The sequence below is a fragment of the Pedobacter sp. ASV28 genome (genome assembly GCF_016428855.1).
In the GTDB taxonomy this organism is placed as follows: Bacteria; Bacteroidota; Bacteroidia; order Sphingobacteriales; family Sphingobacteriaceae; genus Pedobacter.
On the sequence record NZ_JAELTN010000039.1, the window covers coordinates 20,396 to 38,349 of the forward strand.

At 38.3% G+C, this 17,954-nt stretch carries 14 protein-coding genes; 6 read left to right on the forward strand and 8 right to left on the reverse strand.

The genetic code is table 11. From position 1 onward, the window contains the following. The first annotated feature begins 5 nt into the window (after positions 1 to 5). The 5 genes from rpoC to JHD79_RS14715 all read left to right on the forward strand — a co-directional run bounded on the left by rpoC (position 6) and on the right by JHD79_RS14715 (position 7,080). Positions 6 to 4,292: a DNA-directed RNA polymerase subunit beta' gene (gene rpoC / locus JHD79_RS14695; RefSeq protein ID WP_199120055.1), complete on the forward strand. Its 4,287-nt coding sequence runs from the start codon at positions 6 to 8 to the stop codon at positions 4,290 to 4,292. Between the two features lie 98 nt (positions 4,293 to 4,390). Further along, on the forward strand, positions 4,391 to 4,705 hold the full coding sequence (locus tag JHD79_RS14700; protein WP_199120056.1) for a DUF3467 domain-containing protein: 315 nt from the start codon (positions 4,391 to 4,393) through the stop codon (positions 4,703 to 4,705). Positions 4,706 to 4,891: 186 nt separating this feature from the next. Continuing rightward, on the forward strand, positions 4,892 to 5,461 hold the full coding sequence (locus JHD79_RS14705) for an RNA polymerase sigma factor (RefSeq protein WP_199120057.1): 570 nt from the start codon (positions 4,892 to 4,894) through the stop codon (positions 5,459 to 5,461). After that, positions 5,451 to 6,197: a hypothetical protein gene (locus JHD79_RS14710; protein ID WP_199120058.1), complete on the forward strand. Its 747-nt coding sequence runs from the start codon at positions 5,451 to 5,453 to the stop codon at positions 6,195 to 6,197. The genes JHD79_RS14705 and JHD79_RS14710 overlap by 11 nt, the downstream gene beginning before the upstream one ends. An 85-nt stretch (positions 6,198 to 6,282) precedes the next feature. Continuing rightward, entirely contained in the window at positions 6,283 to 7,080 is a 798-nt protein-coding gene (locus JHD79_RS14715) for an outer membrane beta-barrel protein (RefSeq protein ID WP_199120059.1), read from the forward strand. Positions 7,081 to 7,251: 171 nt separating this feature from the next. Here JHD79_RS14715 and JHD79_RS14720 read toward each other — a convergent pair whose 3' ends face one another. Next, complete coding sequence (locus JHD79_RS14720; RefSeq protein WP_199120060.1) at positions 7,252 to 8,787, reverse strand: hypothetical protein; 1,536 nt, start codon at positions 8,785 to 8,787, stop codon at positions 7,252 to 7,254. Positions 8,788 to 8,797: 10 nt separating this feature from the next. After that, positions 8,798 to 9,460 carry a hypothetical protein gene (locus tag JHD79_RS14725; protein WP_199120061.1) on the reverse strand — a complete coding sequence of 221 codons (663 nt, stop codon included), beginning with the start codon at positions 9,458 to 9,460 and terminating at the stop codon, positions 8,798 to 8,800. 277 nt (positions 9,461 to 9,737) lie between these two features. On the opposite strand from JHD79_RS14725, the gene JHD79_RS14730 reads away from it, so the two are divergent. Continuing rightward, positions 9,738 to 10,730, forward strand: a complete 993-nt coding sequence (locus tag JHD79_RS14730; RefSeq protein WP_199120062.1) for an ABC transporter ATP-binding protein — start codon at positions 9,738 to 9,740, stop codon at positions 10,728 to 10,730. Between the two features lie 8 nt (positions 10,731 to 10,738). On the opposite strand, the gene JHD79_RS14735 is transcribed toward JHD79_RS14730, so the two are convergent. The 6 genes from JHD79_RS14735 to leuD all read right to left on the reverse strand — a co-directional run bounded on the left by JHD79_RS14735 (position 10,739) and on the right by leuD (position 17,918). Next, entirely contained in the window at positions 10,739 to 11,176 is a 438-nt protein-coding gene (locus JHD79_RS14735) for a hypothetical protein (RefSeq protein WP_199120063.1), read from the reverse strand. A gap of 423 nt (positions 11,177 to 11,599) precedes the next feature. Then, positions 11,600 to 12,850, reverse strand: coding sequence for a threonine ammonia-lyase IlvA (ilvA, locus tag JHD79_RS14740; RefSeq protein WP_199120064.1), 1,251 nt, complete (start codon positions 12,848 to 12,850; stop codon positions 11,600 to 11,602). A gap of 389 nt (positions 12,851 to 13,239) precedes the next feature. After that, positions 13,240 to 14,412 carry a 2-isopropylmalate synthase gene (locus JHD79_RS14745; protein WP_199120065.1) on the reverse strand — a complete coding sequence of 391 codons (1,173 nt, stop codon included), beginning with the start codon at positions 14,410 to 14,412 and terminating at the stop codon, positions 13,240 to 13,242. A gap of 80 nt (positions 14,413 to 14,492) precedes the next feature. After that, complete coding sequence (gene leuB / locus JHD79_RS14750) at positions 14,493 to 15,575, reverse strand: 3-isopropylmalate dehydrogenase (RefSeq protein WP_199120066.1); 1,083 nt, start codon at positions 15,573 to 15,575, stop codon at positions 14,493 to 14,495. A gap of 138 nt (positions 15,576 to 15,713) precedes the next feature. Beyond that, positions 15,714 to 17,192 (reverse strand): ATP-binding cassette domain-containing protein, encoded by a 1,479-nt coding sequence (locus JHD79_RS14755; RefSeq protein WP_199120067.1) that lies wholly within the window; start codon positions 17,190 to 17,192, stop codon positions 15,714 to 15,716. Between the two features lie 126 nt (positions 17,193 to 17,318). Further along, the gene (gene leuD, locus JHD79_RS14760; RefSeq protein ID WP_199120068.1) at positions 17,319 to 17,918 is read right to left on the reverse strand and encodes a 3-isopropylmalate dehydratase small subunit; all 600 of its coding nucleotides are present in this window, start codon (positions 17,916 to 17,918) and stop codon (positions 17,319 to 17,321) included. Positions 17,919 to 17,954: the final 36 nt, after the last annotated feature.

The following is a 17,954-nucleotide window of genomic DNA, read 5'->3' on the forward strand; positions in this document are numbered from 1 at the left end:
TTAGTATGTCTTACAAAAAGGATAATAAATTAAAAAGCAATTTCACCTCGATTACCATTAGTTTGGCATCGCCTGAGAATATCTTGGAGCGTTCAAGTGGTGAGGTGTTAAAACCGGAAACGATCAACTATCGTACCTACAAACCTGAACGTGACGGTTTGTTCTGCGAGCGTATTTTTGGTCCGGTTAAAGATTACGAATGTCATTGCGGTAAATATAAACGTATCCGTTATAAAGGTATTGTTTGTGACCGTTGTGGTGTGGAGGTAACGGAGAAGAAAGTACGTAGAGAGCGTATGGGACACATCAACTTGGTGGTTCCTGTGGCGCATATCTGGTATTTCCGTTCTTTACCTAACAAAATCGGGTATCTTTTAGGTTTACCTACCAAAAAATTAGATCTGATTATCTATTACGAACGTTATGTAGTTATTCAGGCTGGTTTAATGGCAGAGCAGGGAATCCAGTTTATGGATTTCTTAACTGAAGAAGAATATCTAGATATCTTAGATAAGTTACCTAAAGAAAATCAATATCTTGATGATAAGGATCCTAATAAATTTGTGGCTAAAATGGGCGCAGAGGCTTTAGAGGATTTATTGAAACGCATTGATTTAGATAGTTTATCTTATAATCTACGTCACCAAGCAGCTAACGAAACTTCTCAACAACGTAAAAACGAAGCGTTAAAACGTCTTCAAGTGGTAGAAGCTTTCCGTGGTTCAAGGGCAAATATCGAAAATAATCCAGAGTGGATGATCATCAAGATCGTTCCGGTTATTCCGCCAGAGCTGCGTCCATTGGTTCCATTGGAAGGTGGTCGTTTTGCTACTTCAGATTTAAATGATTTATATCGTCGTGTGATTATCCGTAACAATCGTTTAAAACGTTTGATTGAGATTAAAGCACCGGAGGTTATTTTGCGTAACGAAAAACGTATGTTGCAGGAAGCTGTAGATTCGTTATTCGATAACTCACGTAAGGTAAACGCTGTTAAAACTGAGGGTAACCGTGCCTTGAAATCACTTTCAGATATCTTGAAAGGTAAACAAGGTCGTTTCCGTCAAAACTTATTAGGTAAACGTGTTGATTATTCGGCCCGTTCGGTAATTGTTGTAGGTCCAAACCTTAAATTACACGAGTGCGGTTTACCAAAAGATATGGCTGCAGAGCTTTACAAACCGTTCATCATTCGTAAGATGATTGAAAGAGGTGTAGTAAAAACGGTGAAATCAGCTAAAAAAATCGTTGATAGAAAAGACCCATTGGTTTGGGACATTCTAGAAAACGTATTGAAAGGACACCCTGTATTGCTTAACCGTGCGCCTACATTGCACCGTTTAGGTATTCAGGCCTTCCAACCTAAATTGGTAGAAGGTAAAGCCATTCAGTTACACCCATTAGTGTGTACCGCATTCAACGCCGATTTTGACGGTGACCAGATGGCAGTCCACTTACCATTAGGTAATGCTGCAATTTTGGAAGCCCAAGTATTGATGTTAGCTGCACACAACATCTTGAACCCTGCCAATGGTACGCCAATTACGGTACCTTCTCAGGATATGGTTTTGGGTCTTTATTATATTACTAAAGGCCGTAAGACTGATGAGAATAGAGTGGTAAAAGGTCAAGGTATGAGTTTCTACTCAGCAGAGGAAGTGATCATTGCCTATAATGAGAAACAAGTAGACCTACATGCTTTTATCAAGGTAAAAGCTAATGTAAAGGAAGCTGATGGTACTATTGTTAACAAATTGATCGAAACTACTGTAGGTAGGGTATTATTTAACCAAATGGTACCTGAAGAGGTCGGTTACATCAACGAACTGTTAACCAAAAAATCTTTAAGAGATATCATTGGTGAAGTGGTAAAAATGACTGGTATGGCACGTTCAGCTAGGTTCTTGGATGATATCAAAGAGCTTGGTTTCAAAATGGCTTTCCAAGGTGGTTTATCATTTAACTTACAGGATGTTAATATTCCGGTAGAGAAACATACTTTGCTAGAACAAGCTGCTAACGAAGTTGAAGAGGTAAGAAACAACTATAACATGGGTTTCATTACCAACAACGAGCGTTACAACCAAATTATCGATATCTGGACTCGTATCAACAACCGTTTAACTACGTTTGTAATGAACCAGTTATCATCAGATAACCAAGGTTTCAACTCTGTTTACATGATGCTTGACTCTGGAGCCCGTGGTTCTAAGGAGCAAATTCGTCAGTTGGCAGGTATGAGGGGCTTAATGGCTAAACCTCAAAAATCTGGTTCTGGTGGTGAGATTATCGAGAACCCAATCTTGTCGAACTTTAAAGAAGGTTTATCGGTATTAGAGTACTTTATCTCTACCCACGGTGCCCGTAAAGGTTTGGCGGATACGGCGTTAAAAACTGCAGATGCGGGTTACTTAACTCGTCGTTTGCATGACGTAGCGCAAGATATGATTGTTAATGATGTAGATTGTGGTACTTTAAGAGGTATGTACACTACAGCATTGAAAGATAACGAAGACATTGTTGAGCCATTGTACGAGCGTATTTTAGGTCGTACCTCGCTACATGATGTATTTCATCCATTAACTGGAGATTTATTGGTAGGTGCAGGTCAGGATATTGAAGAGGATATTGCAAAAGCAATCGAAGAATCTCCGCTAGAAGGTATCGAAATCCGTTCGGTATTAACTTGTGAGAACAAACGAGGTGTTTGTGCTTTATGCTATGGACGTAACTTGGCTTCTGGTAAGCGTGTTCAAAGAGGTGAGGCTGTAGGGGTAATTGCTGCACAGTCAATCGGTGAGCCGGGTACACAGTTAACACTTCGTACTTTCCACGTGGGTGGTACGGCATCTAACATCGCCAACGAATCTCAAATCAATGCTAAGTTTGATGGGGTGGTTGAATTTGAAAACTTACGTACCGTACAAACGACTACCGATGATGGTATCATCGATATCGTATTAGGTCGTTCAGGTGAGTTTAAAATTGTTGAGCCAGGAACGAACAAGGTCATCGTTACGAACAATATTCCTTATGGTGCGTTCTTATATGTTAAAGAGGGTGATAAAGTAAGCAAAGGCGATAAGATCTGTTCATGGGATCCATATAACGCGGTGATCATCTCAGAATTTGGCGGTAAAATTGAATTCGACGCTATTGTTGAAGGGGTAACTTTCCGTGAAGAATCTGATGAGCAAACTGGTCACCGTGAGAAAGTAATTATTGACACTCGTGATAAAACTAAAAATCCTTCAATTAAGGTATTAGATAAAAAAGGCGAAGTGATCAGAACTTACAATATCCCGGTAGGTGCACACATTGCCGTTGATGACGGAGATGCTGTACAAACAGGAGAGGTATTGGTAAAAATTCCTCGTGCTACTGGTAAAACCCGAGATATTACGGGTGGTCTACCTCGTGTAACAGAGCTATTCGAAGCACGTAATCCTTCTAATCCAGCAGTAGTAACCGAGATTGATGGTGTGGTAACTTTGGGTGGTATTAAACGTGGTAACCGTGAAATCACTATCGAGTCAAGAGATGGAGAAGTTAAAAAATATCTGGTTCCATTGTCAAAACATATCCTGGTACAGGATAATGACTTTGTGAAGGCCGGTATGCCATTATCTGATGGATCGATTTCTCCTGCTGATATCCTAGCTATTAAAGGACCTGCGGCTGTACAAGAATACTTAGTAAATGGTATCCAAGAGGTTTACCGCTTACAAGGGGTGAAAATCAATGATAAGCACTTTGAGGTAATTGTACACCAAATGATGCAGAAAGTACATATCGAAGATCCGGGAGATACCCGTTTCTTAGAGAATGATTCTGTAGATCGTTGGGACTTTATGATTGAGAACGATGAAATTTACGATAAGAAAGTAGTCATTGAAGCTGGAGACTCAAATACAGTTAAACCTGGCCAGATTATTTCTCTACGTAAGTTAAGAGATGAGAATTCTCAATTGAAACGTCAGGATTTGAAGCAGATTGAAGTTAGGGATGCACATCCAGCTACTGCAAGTTCAGTGTTGCAAGGAATCACTCGTGCTTCATTGGGTACTAAGTCATTTATCTCAGCTGCATCGTTCCAAGAAACTACAAAAGTATTGAACGAGGCTGCTATTGCAGGTAAGAAAGACAAAATGTTGGGCTTGAAAGAAAACGTAATTGTTGGTCACCTGATTCCTTCAGGTACTGGTGTACGTGGCTACGAGCGCATCATTGTAGGTTCTCAAGAAGAGTACGATAAATTGTTAGCTTCTAAACAAGAAGAAATAGAAGCTTAATAAGCATAACGTTTCTAACAGAAACTTAAACCTCCAAGATTAATTTCTTGGAGGTTTTTTATTTTGAATGTATGATATTAAAAAATTAGCTTTGCTATATGGAAGAACAACAAAACGAAAATCAATTAAATATAGAATTGGCAGAAGAAATTGCTGAAGGAATTTTTTCTAATTTAGCCATCATTACGCATTCAAATACAGAATTTGTATTAGATTTTATTAGGGTAATGCCGGGTGTACCCAAAGCAAAGGTGAAATCGCGTATTATCCTGACCCCTGAACATGCCAAACGTTTAATGCATGCCATGCAAGATAATATAGAAAAATTTGAAGCGGTAAACGGACGCATCAAAACTCAGGATGAAGTTTCAGGTTTCCCGATGGGCTTTGGTGGTCCAACGGCACAAGCCTAAGTTAGTGGTAAAATTTTAAGTGTTGTGGTTTAAAGCTAATAAAGTTCGAATAAATATGTTCGGACTTTTTTGTTTCGAACTAGATAAATATATGGGTTTATGGCCAAATGATTTTTTTATGAAAAAATATTTTAATGTCTTGCAACCTTTTCGAATAATTACCCATCTACCCTATACAAACAAACAATGAAGGTGTCGAAAACTTATACTATAGATGAATTGATGGAAGGCTGTAAAGCTGGAAATAGGCAGATGCAGGAAATGTTGTATAGGCAAACCGCATCGAAAATGTTGGCCGTTTGTATGCGTTATGCGAAAGATAGGATGGAAGCTGAAGATGTATTGCAGATGGGGTATGTTAAGATTTTTCAAAAAGTGAAGGAATATAGAGGAGAGGGTTCTTTCGAAGGTTGGATCCGTAGAATTATGGTGAATACGGCCATAGAAAGCTATCGTAAAAATTTGCGCATGCTAAGTGTTGTACCTATTGAGGATGCTTATGAACAACCTTCGAATGGATTTGATTTTAGCAGTTTAGGAATGCAGGACCTCATGAAGGTTATTCAGAAACTGGCAGATGGCTATAGAATGGTATTTAATATGTACGTAATTGAGGGCTATTCCCACAAGGAAATTGCTGAAACCTTAGGGATTACAGAGGGGGCGAGCAAGTCTCAGTTATCAAGGGCAAGAGCAATATTGCAACAAGAAATTTTAAAAATGGAGGGCTTTAATTATGCCACACATGCAGGATAAAGATTTTGATAATTTGTTTAGAGACAAATTCATAGATGCAGAAGTTGAACCTTCTACAAACTTATGGTCCAGTATAGAACAACAACTGGAGCCAAAACGTAGACGTTCATTGCCTATCTTTTGGATGGCGGCTGCAAGTGTTGCAGTAATTGCCTCGGTAATGTTGTTTACTCAAAGAACAGAAAAGCTGTATTTACATGCTCCTGAACAAGAGGTAGCTAAGGCACTTACTGCTCAGTCTGCCCAAGAAATTTTACCGGTAGTAAGCGAAATGAAAACTACGTCTTCGAAGGTATTGGCACTTGAGGCATCTGACCGTAAGGCAACCAAAGTAGAAACGGCTAAAGTAAAATCAGCCTTATTTGTAGAGGATGAAAAAAATATTCAGGTGGTCGTGCAACCAAATGTTAAAGAAGAACATCTACCTATTAAGAAAAGCGAAGTAAGACCTTTGGAAATTAACCCGATCGTTGCTGTACCAGAGGAGAATACTACTAAGATGATAGCTGCCAATCCTCAAAATAATAATACCGATGAGATTGGAGTAGAGGCCATAGAAGAGCTAAATAACAACAAAAAAGGCATACGAAACATGGGCGACTTGATCAATTTTGTAGTAGAGAAGGTAGATAAACGAGAAAAGAAGCTAATTAAATTTGATACAGACGATGATGATAACTCCTCAATAATAGGATTGAACATTGGTTTTGTAAAACTGAACAAGAAAAATAAATAGGAGCAGGATTTTTGGATTTGAGGGTTGATAGGATAACATTATAACTTTTCAACCTTCCAACTGATCACATTAAACAAACACACAAATGAAACATCTAATTTTAAGAGCAGTATGGGTAAGCGGGCTTACTTTTCTGGCAGCAACGAGCATAAAAGCTCAAGAAGATAGTGTTAAACGCAAAAAATTTGAGATTAACTATGGCGTAGGTATCACTATTGGCGAGAAAAAAGATAGTACAGGTAAGGTAGACCAAAGTAAAGGTCGCTTTGTGGGAGGTATTACCTTTACTCGTTTAGATATTGGTTTTGCTAAATTAATTGATAATGGTAGTTTCTCATTATCGTCAGCTAACAACTTCTTAGACTACAAACCTTGGAAAACCAGTACCGTTTCTTTTGATGTATTGCAGTTTGGATACAGATTTAACAACCACTTTAAGATTTATCTGGCAGGAGGTTTCGATTGGACACATATTCGCTTAGATAGGGATATTACCATAAAAAAAGATGCACCTATCTTAGATTATGAAACAACCGGTGTTATCTTTAGCAAGAACCGTTTTTCCAGTAGCTATGTCCACTTTCCTCTAAACTTTGAGTTGAGAACAAAAGAAAATGATAAGGGTAAACGTTTTAGGTTTGTGGTAGGACCGGAAGTAGGATTTTTACTAGGCGGTAAGGTAAAACAGATCAGTGATGAAAATGGCAAGGTAAAAATAAAAGATGATTATCATTTTGCTCCTTTTCGCTACGGAGGTACAGTTAGAATTGGCTATGGAGGTTTAGGTTTATTTGCTAAATATTATGCAAATGATATGTTCGATACCGATGCGCAGAAAGGCCTAAAAAATATGTCATTTGGTTTAACCTTTGGACTAAATTAAGCAAAGAGGAAACTAAAGAAAACTGACCCGCTAATATATTACACACACAAATTAAATCTGATCCTGCCTCGTTTACCGAGACAGGATTTTTTGTGTATATGTATACATTTGTAAACCAGTATGATAATTGTTGAAGCGAATGCTGAAAATATTTTATTTCGTGATTAATTGTTACATGGTTAGCTGTTCATACCAAGCCGCGTTGCTATTTGCCTTTATGGCTTCCCTATCTTCTTGGCCTAATCCCATTAAAAAGCTTTTATAGATCGACATATAGCTAGCTAAGGATTTTCCAGAACAATAAGCATTGAACACATTTGTGGAATAGGGTTTGGCCATTGTGGTTAAGTTATTTACGCAAGGGAAAACCTGGTTCCAGTTCGTAACGACCATTCCTCTAACCTGATTCCAAATGGGACAATTTATTTTTTGACCAGCTATTAACATGCGATTGCTTTCGGTCGTGATTTCACTGGTAAAGGCATCATTTTTTCTCTTGTATTCATTAGCCTTTTCAAGATATAGCTTTTTTGCACTAGCCAGTGTGAGCACTGCTGCATTTTCAGATTCTCTGGCAGCTGATTTTTTTTGATCAAAGGATGGTTTAATTTTCAAAATCGCCAGTTCCTGCACTTTTGGAAGGTTAGTATTCAGCTGAAAAATATCCCCCTTAAGTTTTAGTATGATGTTTTTTAAGGCAACTATTTTACTTTCTGCTTCCAACGTATAATCTTTATTGCTCTTTTCTAGCACAGCTATTTTCTCTATTACCTGTTTCTGATTTGAGGTTTGAATGGATTTAGTACTATCGGGCAGACTTTTGCTCAGCTCTCGTTCAATCTCAACCTTTAATTGATGAAGTTTTTTCAGTTCTATGTCATTGGTGGCAATGTACTTATTTTTAGTTTCGGTAATAGTGTTGATCTGTTGCTCATTAGTGGCTATTGCATTATTTTTTTGATCAACAGCGAGTTGGTTCTCTTTTTTAACCAATTCTCTTACTTTTTCACCTTCCTTTTGAAACTCTTTTTCATAGCGAATTACCTGATCTTTAAAGATGGTGATCTTATCATCAGCAATGAGAATATTTGTTGCATAGTGTAATAAGTCTTTTGTCCAAAGGTCATGTTTACTTTTGCCATCTGCCAAAACGCTTTCTTCATAACCTTTACTAAGCTCGGTCATGTCTCTACAGATTTTTACATTTGCTTTTTCCAGTTCTTCAATCTCTTTCAGTTTTCTAAGCATGGCCTCATCTCCTTTCTCAAGATTTTGGAGCTGCACCTTTTTTATGGCAATTTTTTCTGCAAACTGTTTTCGTGTAGTTTCTAATTCGGAAGTGGTGGCTGGAATGGCGTAGCCTTTAACATCGCCCAAATGTTTTTCAAAGTTTTCGCCCTTTTTTTCAAAATCAGACTTCCAACCATTACATTGACTGCATCTGGCCCCAACTTTCATGTCGGCAATTAAGGCATCTCGTTCTTTGATCAGGGCGGAAATTTCATCTTTTACTTTTTGGATTTTTAATCTCCATAACCTTTCCAACTCAGGGATTTCAGATCTGATTTGAAAGATTTTTGTCTTGTTTTGATCATGGGTAAGGGACTTTGCTTCAATTGATCTAACATAGGAAATCCCCACGGTTTGTGAATAGGATCTGATTTGAAAGAGTACCATGATCAACAGTCCAATAGTAAAGGTCTTCATTGCCTGATTTTTATGGGCCAAATGGATCATCTTCTGCTTTTAATAGGTCGCGTAGATATTCCAATGCCTTCTTTATTTTGTTGAAATTAGTATCATCTGCTTTTAGGTAAGAAATATATATGGTGTTTGTTGATTGTGAGTCTGATTGCTCTTTAAAGTCCACGCACCGACCATAGAAATCAGAATTGGGATCAGTGAACTTTGAGGTTACGCTACCAGCTGTCCGTTGAAAAATACCAGTATTGGATTTTAAGGTAATTTTAGCACTGCCAACAGGCTCACCTGCTACATCTCCATTGTAACTTTCTATTTTTAAAATGTGTGCAGGATTGAAAGTTAACTGGTCAACTATGGTAAGATAATCACATGGATAAAAATATTGATAACCATGACCGCTTACCCATGTTTTTTGGGCATATTGTTTTTCTTTATAGTTAGCCCTCTCTCTAGAAAAGGTTATTTTATCGCCTGAGAGGCTTACAGAAGAACTCCAAAAGTAGAGGGTCTTTTTGCCTGCTGTACCTCCAAAATCTACTGTAATATAGTGTCCAATTGCTTCTTTAACTTTTTTATTTAGATAGTTTACCGCTTCTTCTTTAGTAAGCGCTGTATTTTGGGCATAACTTATAATGCTACAACCTATAAGTAGAATGGGAATGAGTAGTTTTTTCATGAGCAAATGGATCTTTGTTTAACTATATCTATTGACTGTTAATGCTTTCTGTACCAAGTTGTATTTTTAAGATTGATTGAAAGGTCGAAGGATGTTTAGTTTATGCAATACCTTAAAATTAGGTGGCATTACCTGATAAAAAAATACCTATTTATAGGTATTTTTAGAGGCATGTAGGCTGTTTGGGGAAATGAATCGCCTATATGGATTTTTCGACCTAAAATGGCTTCCATAATTTCTCTTTTTTCCGAACGTCATTATCTCTATCTTTACCCATGTGAATGAGCAAATGATTAGCGTTAAAAACCTAACTAAACAACATCAGGCCGAACAGTTATCTGGCATAAACAACATCAGTTTCAATATCGCTAAGGGAGAGATCGTGGCCATTATAGGCGAAAGTGGTAGCGGTAAATCGACCTTGTTAAAATCTATTTATGGCTTATTGAAGGTAGACGCGGGAGAAGTGATGTTCAATGAAAAAAGGGTAAAGGGACCAGATGAGCAATTGATACCGGGGCATCCAGCAATGCGAATGGTGACCCAAGATTTTTCGTTGAATATTTATGCCAAGGTATATGATAATATTGCTTCTATGCTTTCTAATACCAATGTGGCCTTAAAGCAACAGAAAACTATGGAAGTGATGGAACAGTTGCATATTACCGCACTCAAAGATAAAAAGATCATTGAACTGAGTGGAGGGGAGCAGCAACGTGTAGCCATAGCTAGGGCTTTGGTAAGCAATATCCAGGTGCTGTTGTTGGATGAACCTTTTAGCCAGGTAGATGCGATCTTAAAAAACCAATTACGTGCAGACATCAAACGATTGGCCAAAGAAACCGGGCTCACGATCATTATGGTTTCTCACGATGCTACGGATGGGCTTTTTATGGCCGATAGGTTGGTAATCTTAAAAGATGGGGAATTGCTACAGCACGACCGACCTAAAATAGTCTATGAGCATCCAAAACATATTTATACTGCCAAGATGTTGGGCAATGCTGTTATTTTGAACAAGAAAGAGGCCGAGCTATTGGGTATTAAAACTGTTGGCGATCATGTTGTTTTTTATCCAGAATGGGCCGAGATTAAAAATAATTGGGGCAGTAGGCGGTTCGAGGTAAAAGATATCTACTATAAAGGTTTTTACGATGAACTTTTGTTGGAAAGAAATGGGGTACTGATCAGGGCGTTGCAGTTGAACAGCGATGAGCATAAAAAAAACGACCACGTTCAGGTGAACATTGGTCGTTTCTTGGAGTTTTGATACCTAATCTAAGTTACGTTCTTAGAATAAACGAGTACTAATTTAAAACGTACTTTTGTAGTTGGTTTAATAGGATCTATATTTTGGGTATCGGAATTTTGTATATAAACCTCAAGTCCACCATTATAGACTGTAAAGCTATATGAAGACAGGTTATAAACAAACGGAAGGGCAGAATAATCTGTGAAATTACCATTATTGTTAGGGTAAGAAACATAAACTAAAGTGCCGTCATTATTGATATGGCTTGCATTAATTTCTGGAAGTTTGGCAATTTTTTCTAATTGAACATAATAGGTATTTCTAGAATTGTCTAAAATCCAATCACTTGGTAGCACATCAACAAAAATTGTTTTGTTTTGCGTTTCAGTAATGTAAGTGTCTTTCTTGCAGGATACCATACCTAGTGTGGTAAAGCAAAGTAGGAGTAAGGCTAACTTTTTCATTTTGTGTGTTTGTTTTTAAGGTTTATGGGGTTATTCGACTAACCTTTGAATTGATCCCATAATTCAAGTTAAATTTTTGTGTTGTTATGCGTATCACAAAACTATTGCCAAAAACATGGAATATTTATTAAATCATAAAAAATGTAGCAAACAAAAACGCCAAAACATTGTTTTTGATTGTTTCTGCCTATTTTTATATTTGTTTTTATTAAAAAATAAAAATGAAATTTTGTTCAGAACTATATGTAATCAATGAAAATGCCTACTTTTTTGGAGGTGTAAAATAAAAATAGGAGACAATGATTGCCTCCTAGCTAACATATGCATGTCGTCATTGCTAGCTTTGCGAAGCAATCTTAATGCGATAGTTTTATCAAGTAAAAGTAGTAAGATTGCTTCGTACTTTGCAATGACGGGAAAGAGTTAAACCAAATACTCAAACAAAGTGGCGTCTTGGTTCAATTCAATGACGTCAAACTTGAATTCTTTCAAACGTTGTAAAATACCAGCGTAATCTTCTTTTTTCGCTAGTTCGATCCCTACTAACGCCGGTCCATTTTCACGATTGGTCTTTTTGATAAATTCAAAACGGGTAATATCATCATGTGGTCCTAAAACTTCATTCACGAACAATTTCAATGCGCCTGGTCGTTGTGGAAAACGTACAATGAAATAATGTTTCAATCCTTCAAAGAGTAAGGATTTCTCTTTGATTTCCTGCATACGCTCGATGTCGTTGTTACCACCACTCACTACACAGACTACCGTTTTACCTACAATTTGGTCTTTTACCTGTTCCAAAGCAGCTACAGATAAAGCTCCAGCAGGTTCAACTACGATGGCATCTTCGTTGTACAATTTTAAAATGGTAGTGCAAATTTGCCCCTCTGGAATTAGATAAGTAGAACTCAATAAGTCGCTGCAATATTTGTAAGTAATCCAACCCATTCTTTTCACTGCGGCGCCATCTACAAAGCGCTCAATGTTTTCTACCGTTACAGGCCCTCCATGTTTTAAGGCTTCACTTAACGATGGCGCACCTAAAGGCTCAACACCAAAAACTTTAACGCTAGGTTTAACCGTTTGCAGATAAGCAGTAACACCAGATGCCAAACCGCCTCCGCCAATAGGAACCACGATAGCGTCTAAATCAGGTAAATCCTGATAAATCTCCATCATTACCGTAGCTTGTCCTTCAATTACTTTTTCATCATCAAAAGGAGGAATAAAAGTAGCTGATTTTTCCTCGCAATAGGCCAAGGCTTCTTTTAAGCAATCATCAAAGGTATCGCCCACTAAAACAACTTCTATATGGTCGTCGCCAAACATGTTCACCTGTGTGATTTTTTGTCTTGGCGTAATTTCGGGCATAAAGATGACACCTTTAATACCCAATTTCTTGCACGAATAGGCTACACCTTGTGCATGGTTGCCCGCACTGGCGCATACCACGCCGTTCTTTAATTGATCGGCATTTAAGCCACTAATTTTATTGTAAGCACCGCGTAGCTTATAAGAACGTACAATTTGTAAATCTTCTCGCTTCAAATAAATATGGGCATTGTACTTTAACGAAAGTCCTGCGTTATACTCCAGTGGAGTTCTTTTTACCACCCCTTGTAAGGTGGCAAATGCTTGTTCGAAGTCGAAAGTATGTTCTGTTGTTGTTTCCATTTTCTAAACCCAAGAGGGCTTTTAAATTTTATTTTTTGAAAAGCAATTTTAGCTTTCCATTGGTTTCGATAGTCGTGCATGCCCCAAATTTACTTCGAGGCTATTCGTTGCAGGCTTTTTGATTTTAACCTTGTGCTGTCATTCCGAAGAACGAGGAATCTATCTTTTCATTGTTTGCAGATAGATCCTTCGTTGCGCTCTGGATGACAAAGCCTACAAACAAAACCTGTTCACTACCATTAGGTTTAGTTGACCTAAACCAATTTCTCTATACGGGTTTACCTCACCTCGCTTTAAGATTGCTTTCCCAAATTGCAGGGACAAGCTGTCGTTCCTTCTCGCAATGACGACAATTGTAGCGTCACTGCGAGCTATGCGAAGCAGTCTCCTTAATTCAACTTCGTTGCCAAATGCACGGCAACCAACTCATTTAAGTCGTTATCCTCAATGCCCTGTTTTTTATCGGCTAAATCTAAAAATGCCGTATAGGCAATGGCTAGTTGTTCTTTATCTAAAGTATGCCCTAATCTATCTAAGTGATGTTTCAATGCATGTCTGCCACTTCTAGCTGTTAATACAATCGTAGCATCAGGGAAGCCTACATCTTCAGGTCTAATGATTTCGTAGTTTTCTCGGTTTTTCAAGAAACCATCCTGATGTATGCCCGAACTGTGCGCAAATGCATTGGCACCCACAATAGCTTTGTTAGGTTGTACTGGCATGTTCATTAAATTGCGTACTTGATGGCTAATTTCATAGAAACCTTGTGTGTTAATGTTGGTCTGAAGTCCCAAAGTTTTGTGGGTTTTCAAAATCATGACTACTTCTTCCATCGAAGTATTTCCGGCACGTTCGCCAATACCGTTAATGGTACACTCTACCTGTCGGGCACCATTTTGTAAACCAGCAATTGAATTAGCCGTGGCTAAACCTAGATCATTGTGGCAGTGACAAGAGATAATTGCTTTATCAATGTTTTTTACGTTTTCCTTTAAGTAAAGGATTTTAGAACCATATTGGTCTGGTAAGCAATAACCGTTGGTATCTGGAATATTGACTACGGTGGCACCAGCCGCAATTACGGCCTCAATCATCTTAGCTAAATATTCTATATCTGCACGGCCAGCATCTTCCGCATAAAACTCAACATCCTCCACATATCTTTTGGCATATTTTACCGCTTCGATTGCCCGTTCCAAAATCTCTTCCCTTGTGCTATTGAATTTGGTTTTAATATGCATATCAGAGGCTCCAATACCCGTGTGGATACGGGGTCTTTTGGCATAACGCAAAGCATCGGCAGCCACATCAATATCGTTTTTATTAGCCCTGGTTAATGCACAAATGATAGGGTTGTTAACCGCCTTCGATAATTCGATGACACTATTGAAATCACCGGGGCTAGAAACAGGAAAACCTGCTTCTATGATATCTACACCTAGTAGCTCCAACGATTTTGCGATTTCAATCTTTTGCGGGGTGCTTAATTGACAGCCCGGCACCTGCTCGCCGTCACGCAAGGTGGTGTCAAAAATGTGTACTCTATTTGGATCGTGTAACATAATATTTGAATTAAAAAGTAAAAATTCAAAAGGCAAAAGCCTGTTTACTATTTTACTCTAAGGTTCTAACTTTTTTAATTTTAATTTTTTACGTTTATCAAACCAAGAACTTTATTCCCCATTTCTTGGGTGCCTAATACCTTAGTCGCTTCGGTATTTTGGTCGGCAATATCTTTGGTTCTGAAACCTTCTTTCAAAGCTTGGTCAACTGCGTTTACCAATGTTTTTGCTTCTTCCTTTAGTCCGAAACTAATTTCGAGCATCAGCGCTGCCGATAGGATAGAGGCGAGTGGGTTTGCTAAGTTTTTTCCTGCAATATCGTGTGCCGAGCCGTGAATTGGCTCATAGAAACCAACACCGTCGCCAACTGAAGCAGAAGCTAACATCCCCATTGAACCAGCGATTTGAGAAGCCTCATCGGTAAGGATATCGCCAAAAAGGTTAGCTGTTAATACGACATCAAACTGTTTGGGGTCTTTGATTAATTGCATTGCCGCGTTATCGATAAACATATGTGTAGTGGTTACCTCTGGATATTGTTTTGCAATTTCCTGAACGGTTTCACGCCACAAGCGAGAACTTTCCAAAACGTTAGCTTTATCTACCGAACATAATTTTTTACTGCGTTGTTGTGCTGCCTGGAAGGCTTTATGTGCAATACGCTCCACTTCATATTTGTGGTAAATCATCAGATCTGAAGCCGTATTTCTATCTTCTGAGCGAGATTTCTCACCGAAGTAAACGTCGCCGGTCAATTCTCTGAAGAATAAAATGTCAGTGCCTTTTAAAATGTGGGATTTAATGCTTGAGGCTTCTAGTAATTCATCGAACAACAGAATAGGGCGCAGGTTAGCATATAAACCTAGCTCTTTTCTAATTTTTAGCAAACCTTGTTCTGGTCTAACTTTCAGCGAAGGGTCATTGTCGTACATGGCATGACCAATGGCGCCGAATAAAATGGCATCACTTTTTTGCGCTTTTTCTAGTGTTTCATCAGGCAGGGGATTACCGGTAACTTCAATAGCTGCATGTCCCATCAAGGCCTCGTCAAAAATAAATTCGTGACCGTAATTTTTTGCAATTTGATCTAGGGTAGCTTTCCCCCATTGGGTTACTTCTTGGCCAATGCCATCTCCAGATATTACTAATATATGCTTTTTCATTGTGTACGTTTCTTTTTCATGTGATAATTACTTTCAATTCAGATGAGATTGCTTCGTTGTTCCTCCTCGCAAAGACGATAATAGCTACGTCACTGCGAGGCACGAAGCAATCTTTAGGGCCTATCTGATTCCGGAGTTTTAAATCACGCTTTCTAATTCTTTTTTTTGTTTATAAATAAGGTTTTGTATCACTTCTCCCTTGCTCAGTAACAACTGGTGGCTTAAGTTTTTAGGTAATTGATCGTCATTGTGCGACACGTAAATCAGCGTTCTGTTGGTGTTACACAAGCCATCAATTAAGGTGTTAAATTGTAAGGTCTGGTGGGCGTCCAAACCTTGACAGGGTTCGTCCAATACCAACAACTCTGGGTTTTTAATTACGGTTCTAGCCAACAAAACCAAACGTTGTTTTCCTAAGGGTAGTTGGCTAAGCAAATCGTTTTTGTTGGCCATTAATCCGAAATATTCGATTAGCTCATCCACCTGACTGCGTTTGTGCCATCCAATTTCTTTGTATAGGCCAATGCTATCGAAAAAGCCAGAGGCGATGCTTTGCCAAACCGTTGCGTTGAAATCGAAATACCAATGCAACTCTGGTGAGATTAAACCAATGTGCTGTTTGATATCCCAAATGCTTTCTCCTGAACCACGTTTATTACCAAAAAGGTAAATCTCGTTGGCGTAAGCCTGTGGGTGGTCGCCATTAATTAAGCTCAGCAAAGTTGATTTGCCAGAGCCATTATGCCCCTGCAATAACCATTTTTCGCCTGCTTTAATTTCCCAGCTTACATTTTTAAGCACTTGCTTTTCGCCATAGTTGATATTGATATCAACCATTTTGATTAAAGTTGCACTACTTGAAGGCGGCGCTTCATGCAGAAACTCGGGAATAGCGCGCTCTTCAATAACGATAGTACTTCTGGTACAAAACGTAAAATGTTCTATCAATTGACCATTAACTATTTCTCCAAACCTATTGATACAAGCTGGAATTTCTGCTTCATTACTCACCAAGATGATTTGTATGCCATCGTTGGTTAGTTCATCTAATAAGTTATTAAGGTTTTGACGAGATTGGCTATCTAAACCCGTATAAGGTTGGTCTAGCAGTAGTAATTGCGGTTTTAGCCATAAGGCCTTTACCAATTGTAGCTTTTTGTGTTCGCCGCTTGATAATTCTATCAATTGGGCATTTCGGAGGGCAGCAAAACCCAATGCATTTAAGATGGGTTCTACTTTTGTTATGGAGAGGTTATGTTCTTTACCATAATGCACCAATTCGGCATTGACGGTAAAGGTATCTTTTACTTGTTGTACATTGTAGCGTTGCTGGTAATAGAAATTGGCAATTCCTTCTACATTTTTAAATTGATACCATTGGGCAATATATTGGCAGACGGGTTTAGCCACGCCTGCCTTATTAAAGACGACGACAATGTCATCTGTACTTTTTTCTAAGCCAGCAATGGCTTTAAGTAAAGCTGTTTTTCCACTACCACTAGCACCAGTTAACAACCAGTTTTCTCCTTCAGAGATAGTCCAATCCAAGTCTGTTAACACAGTTTTATTACCGTATTTTAGACTGAAGTTAGATATTTGAACTATTGGATTACTCATTGTTTTATTTTTTACCGTCATTGCGAGAAACGCAATCTTAAGGCTTTTGTTAATCGTTGTAAGATTGCTTCGTCATTCTTCTCCGATAAAAAATCGGAGTAAACTATCGCAATGACGAAATGCGTATTAATAAAATTTAAAAACTTTGTTCTCTTCAAATGCCTCAATTAATTCAATTTGACTGCGAACGAAATCGATATCGTCATAACCATTAATTAAGCAAGATTTTTTGTAGGGATTAATCTCAAAACTTTCTTGACTGTCCGTAGCATCTATAGTAACAGTTTGCGCTTCTAAGTCTACAGTTAGCTTAGTGTCCGTATTTTTTTCCACTTCTTTAAAGATTTCGGCTAAAAAAGCATCGCTAACTTGAATAGGTAATAAGCCATTGTTTAAGGCATTACCTTTAAAAATATCGGCAAAGAAGCTGCTAATGACCACGTCAAAACCTGCATCTTGTATTGCCCAAGCGGCGTGCTCACGACTACTGCCACAACCAAAGTTTTTACCAGCAACCAAAACCTTGCCGCTGTAAGTAGGATTGTTCAATACGAAATCTTGTTTCGGTTGGTTATTGCTATCATAACGCCAGTCACGGAAAAGGTTTTCGCCAAAGCCCTCACGAGTAGTGGCTTTTAAAAACCTAGCTGGAATTATCTGGTCAGTATCTATATTCTCAATTGGCAAAGGCACTACCGATGAGCTTAATGTTTCGAATTTTTTCATTTACTAGTTACTTAGTTGATTAGTTTTTTGGTTTGT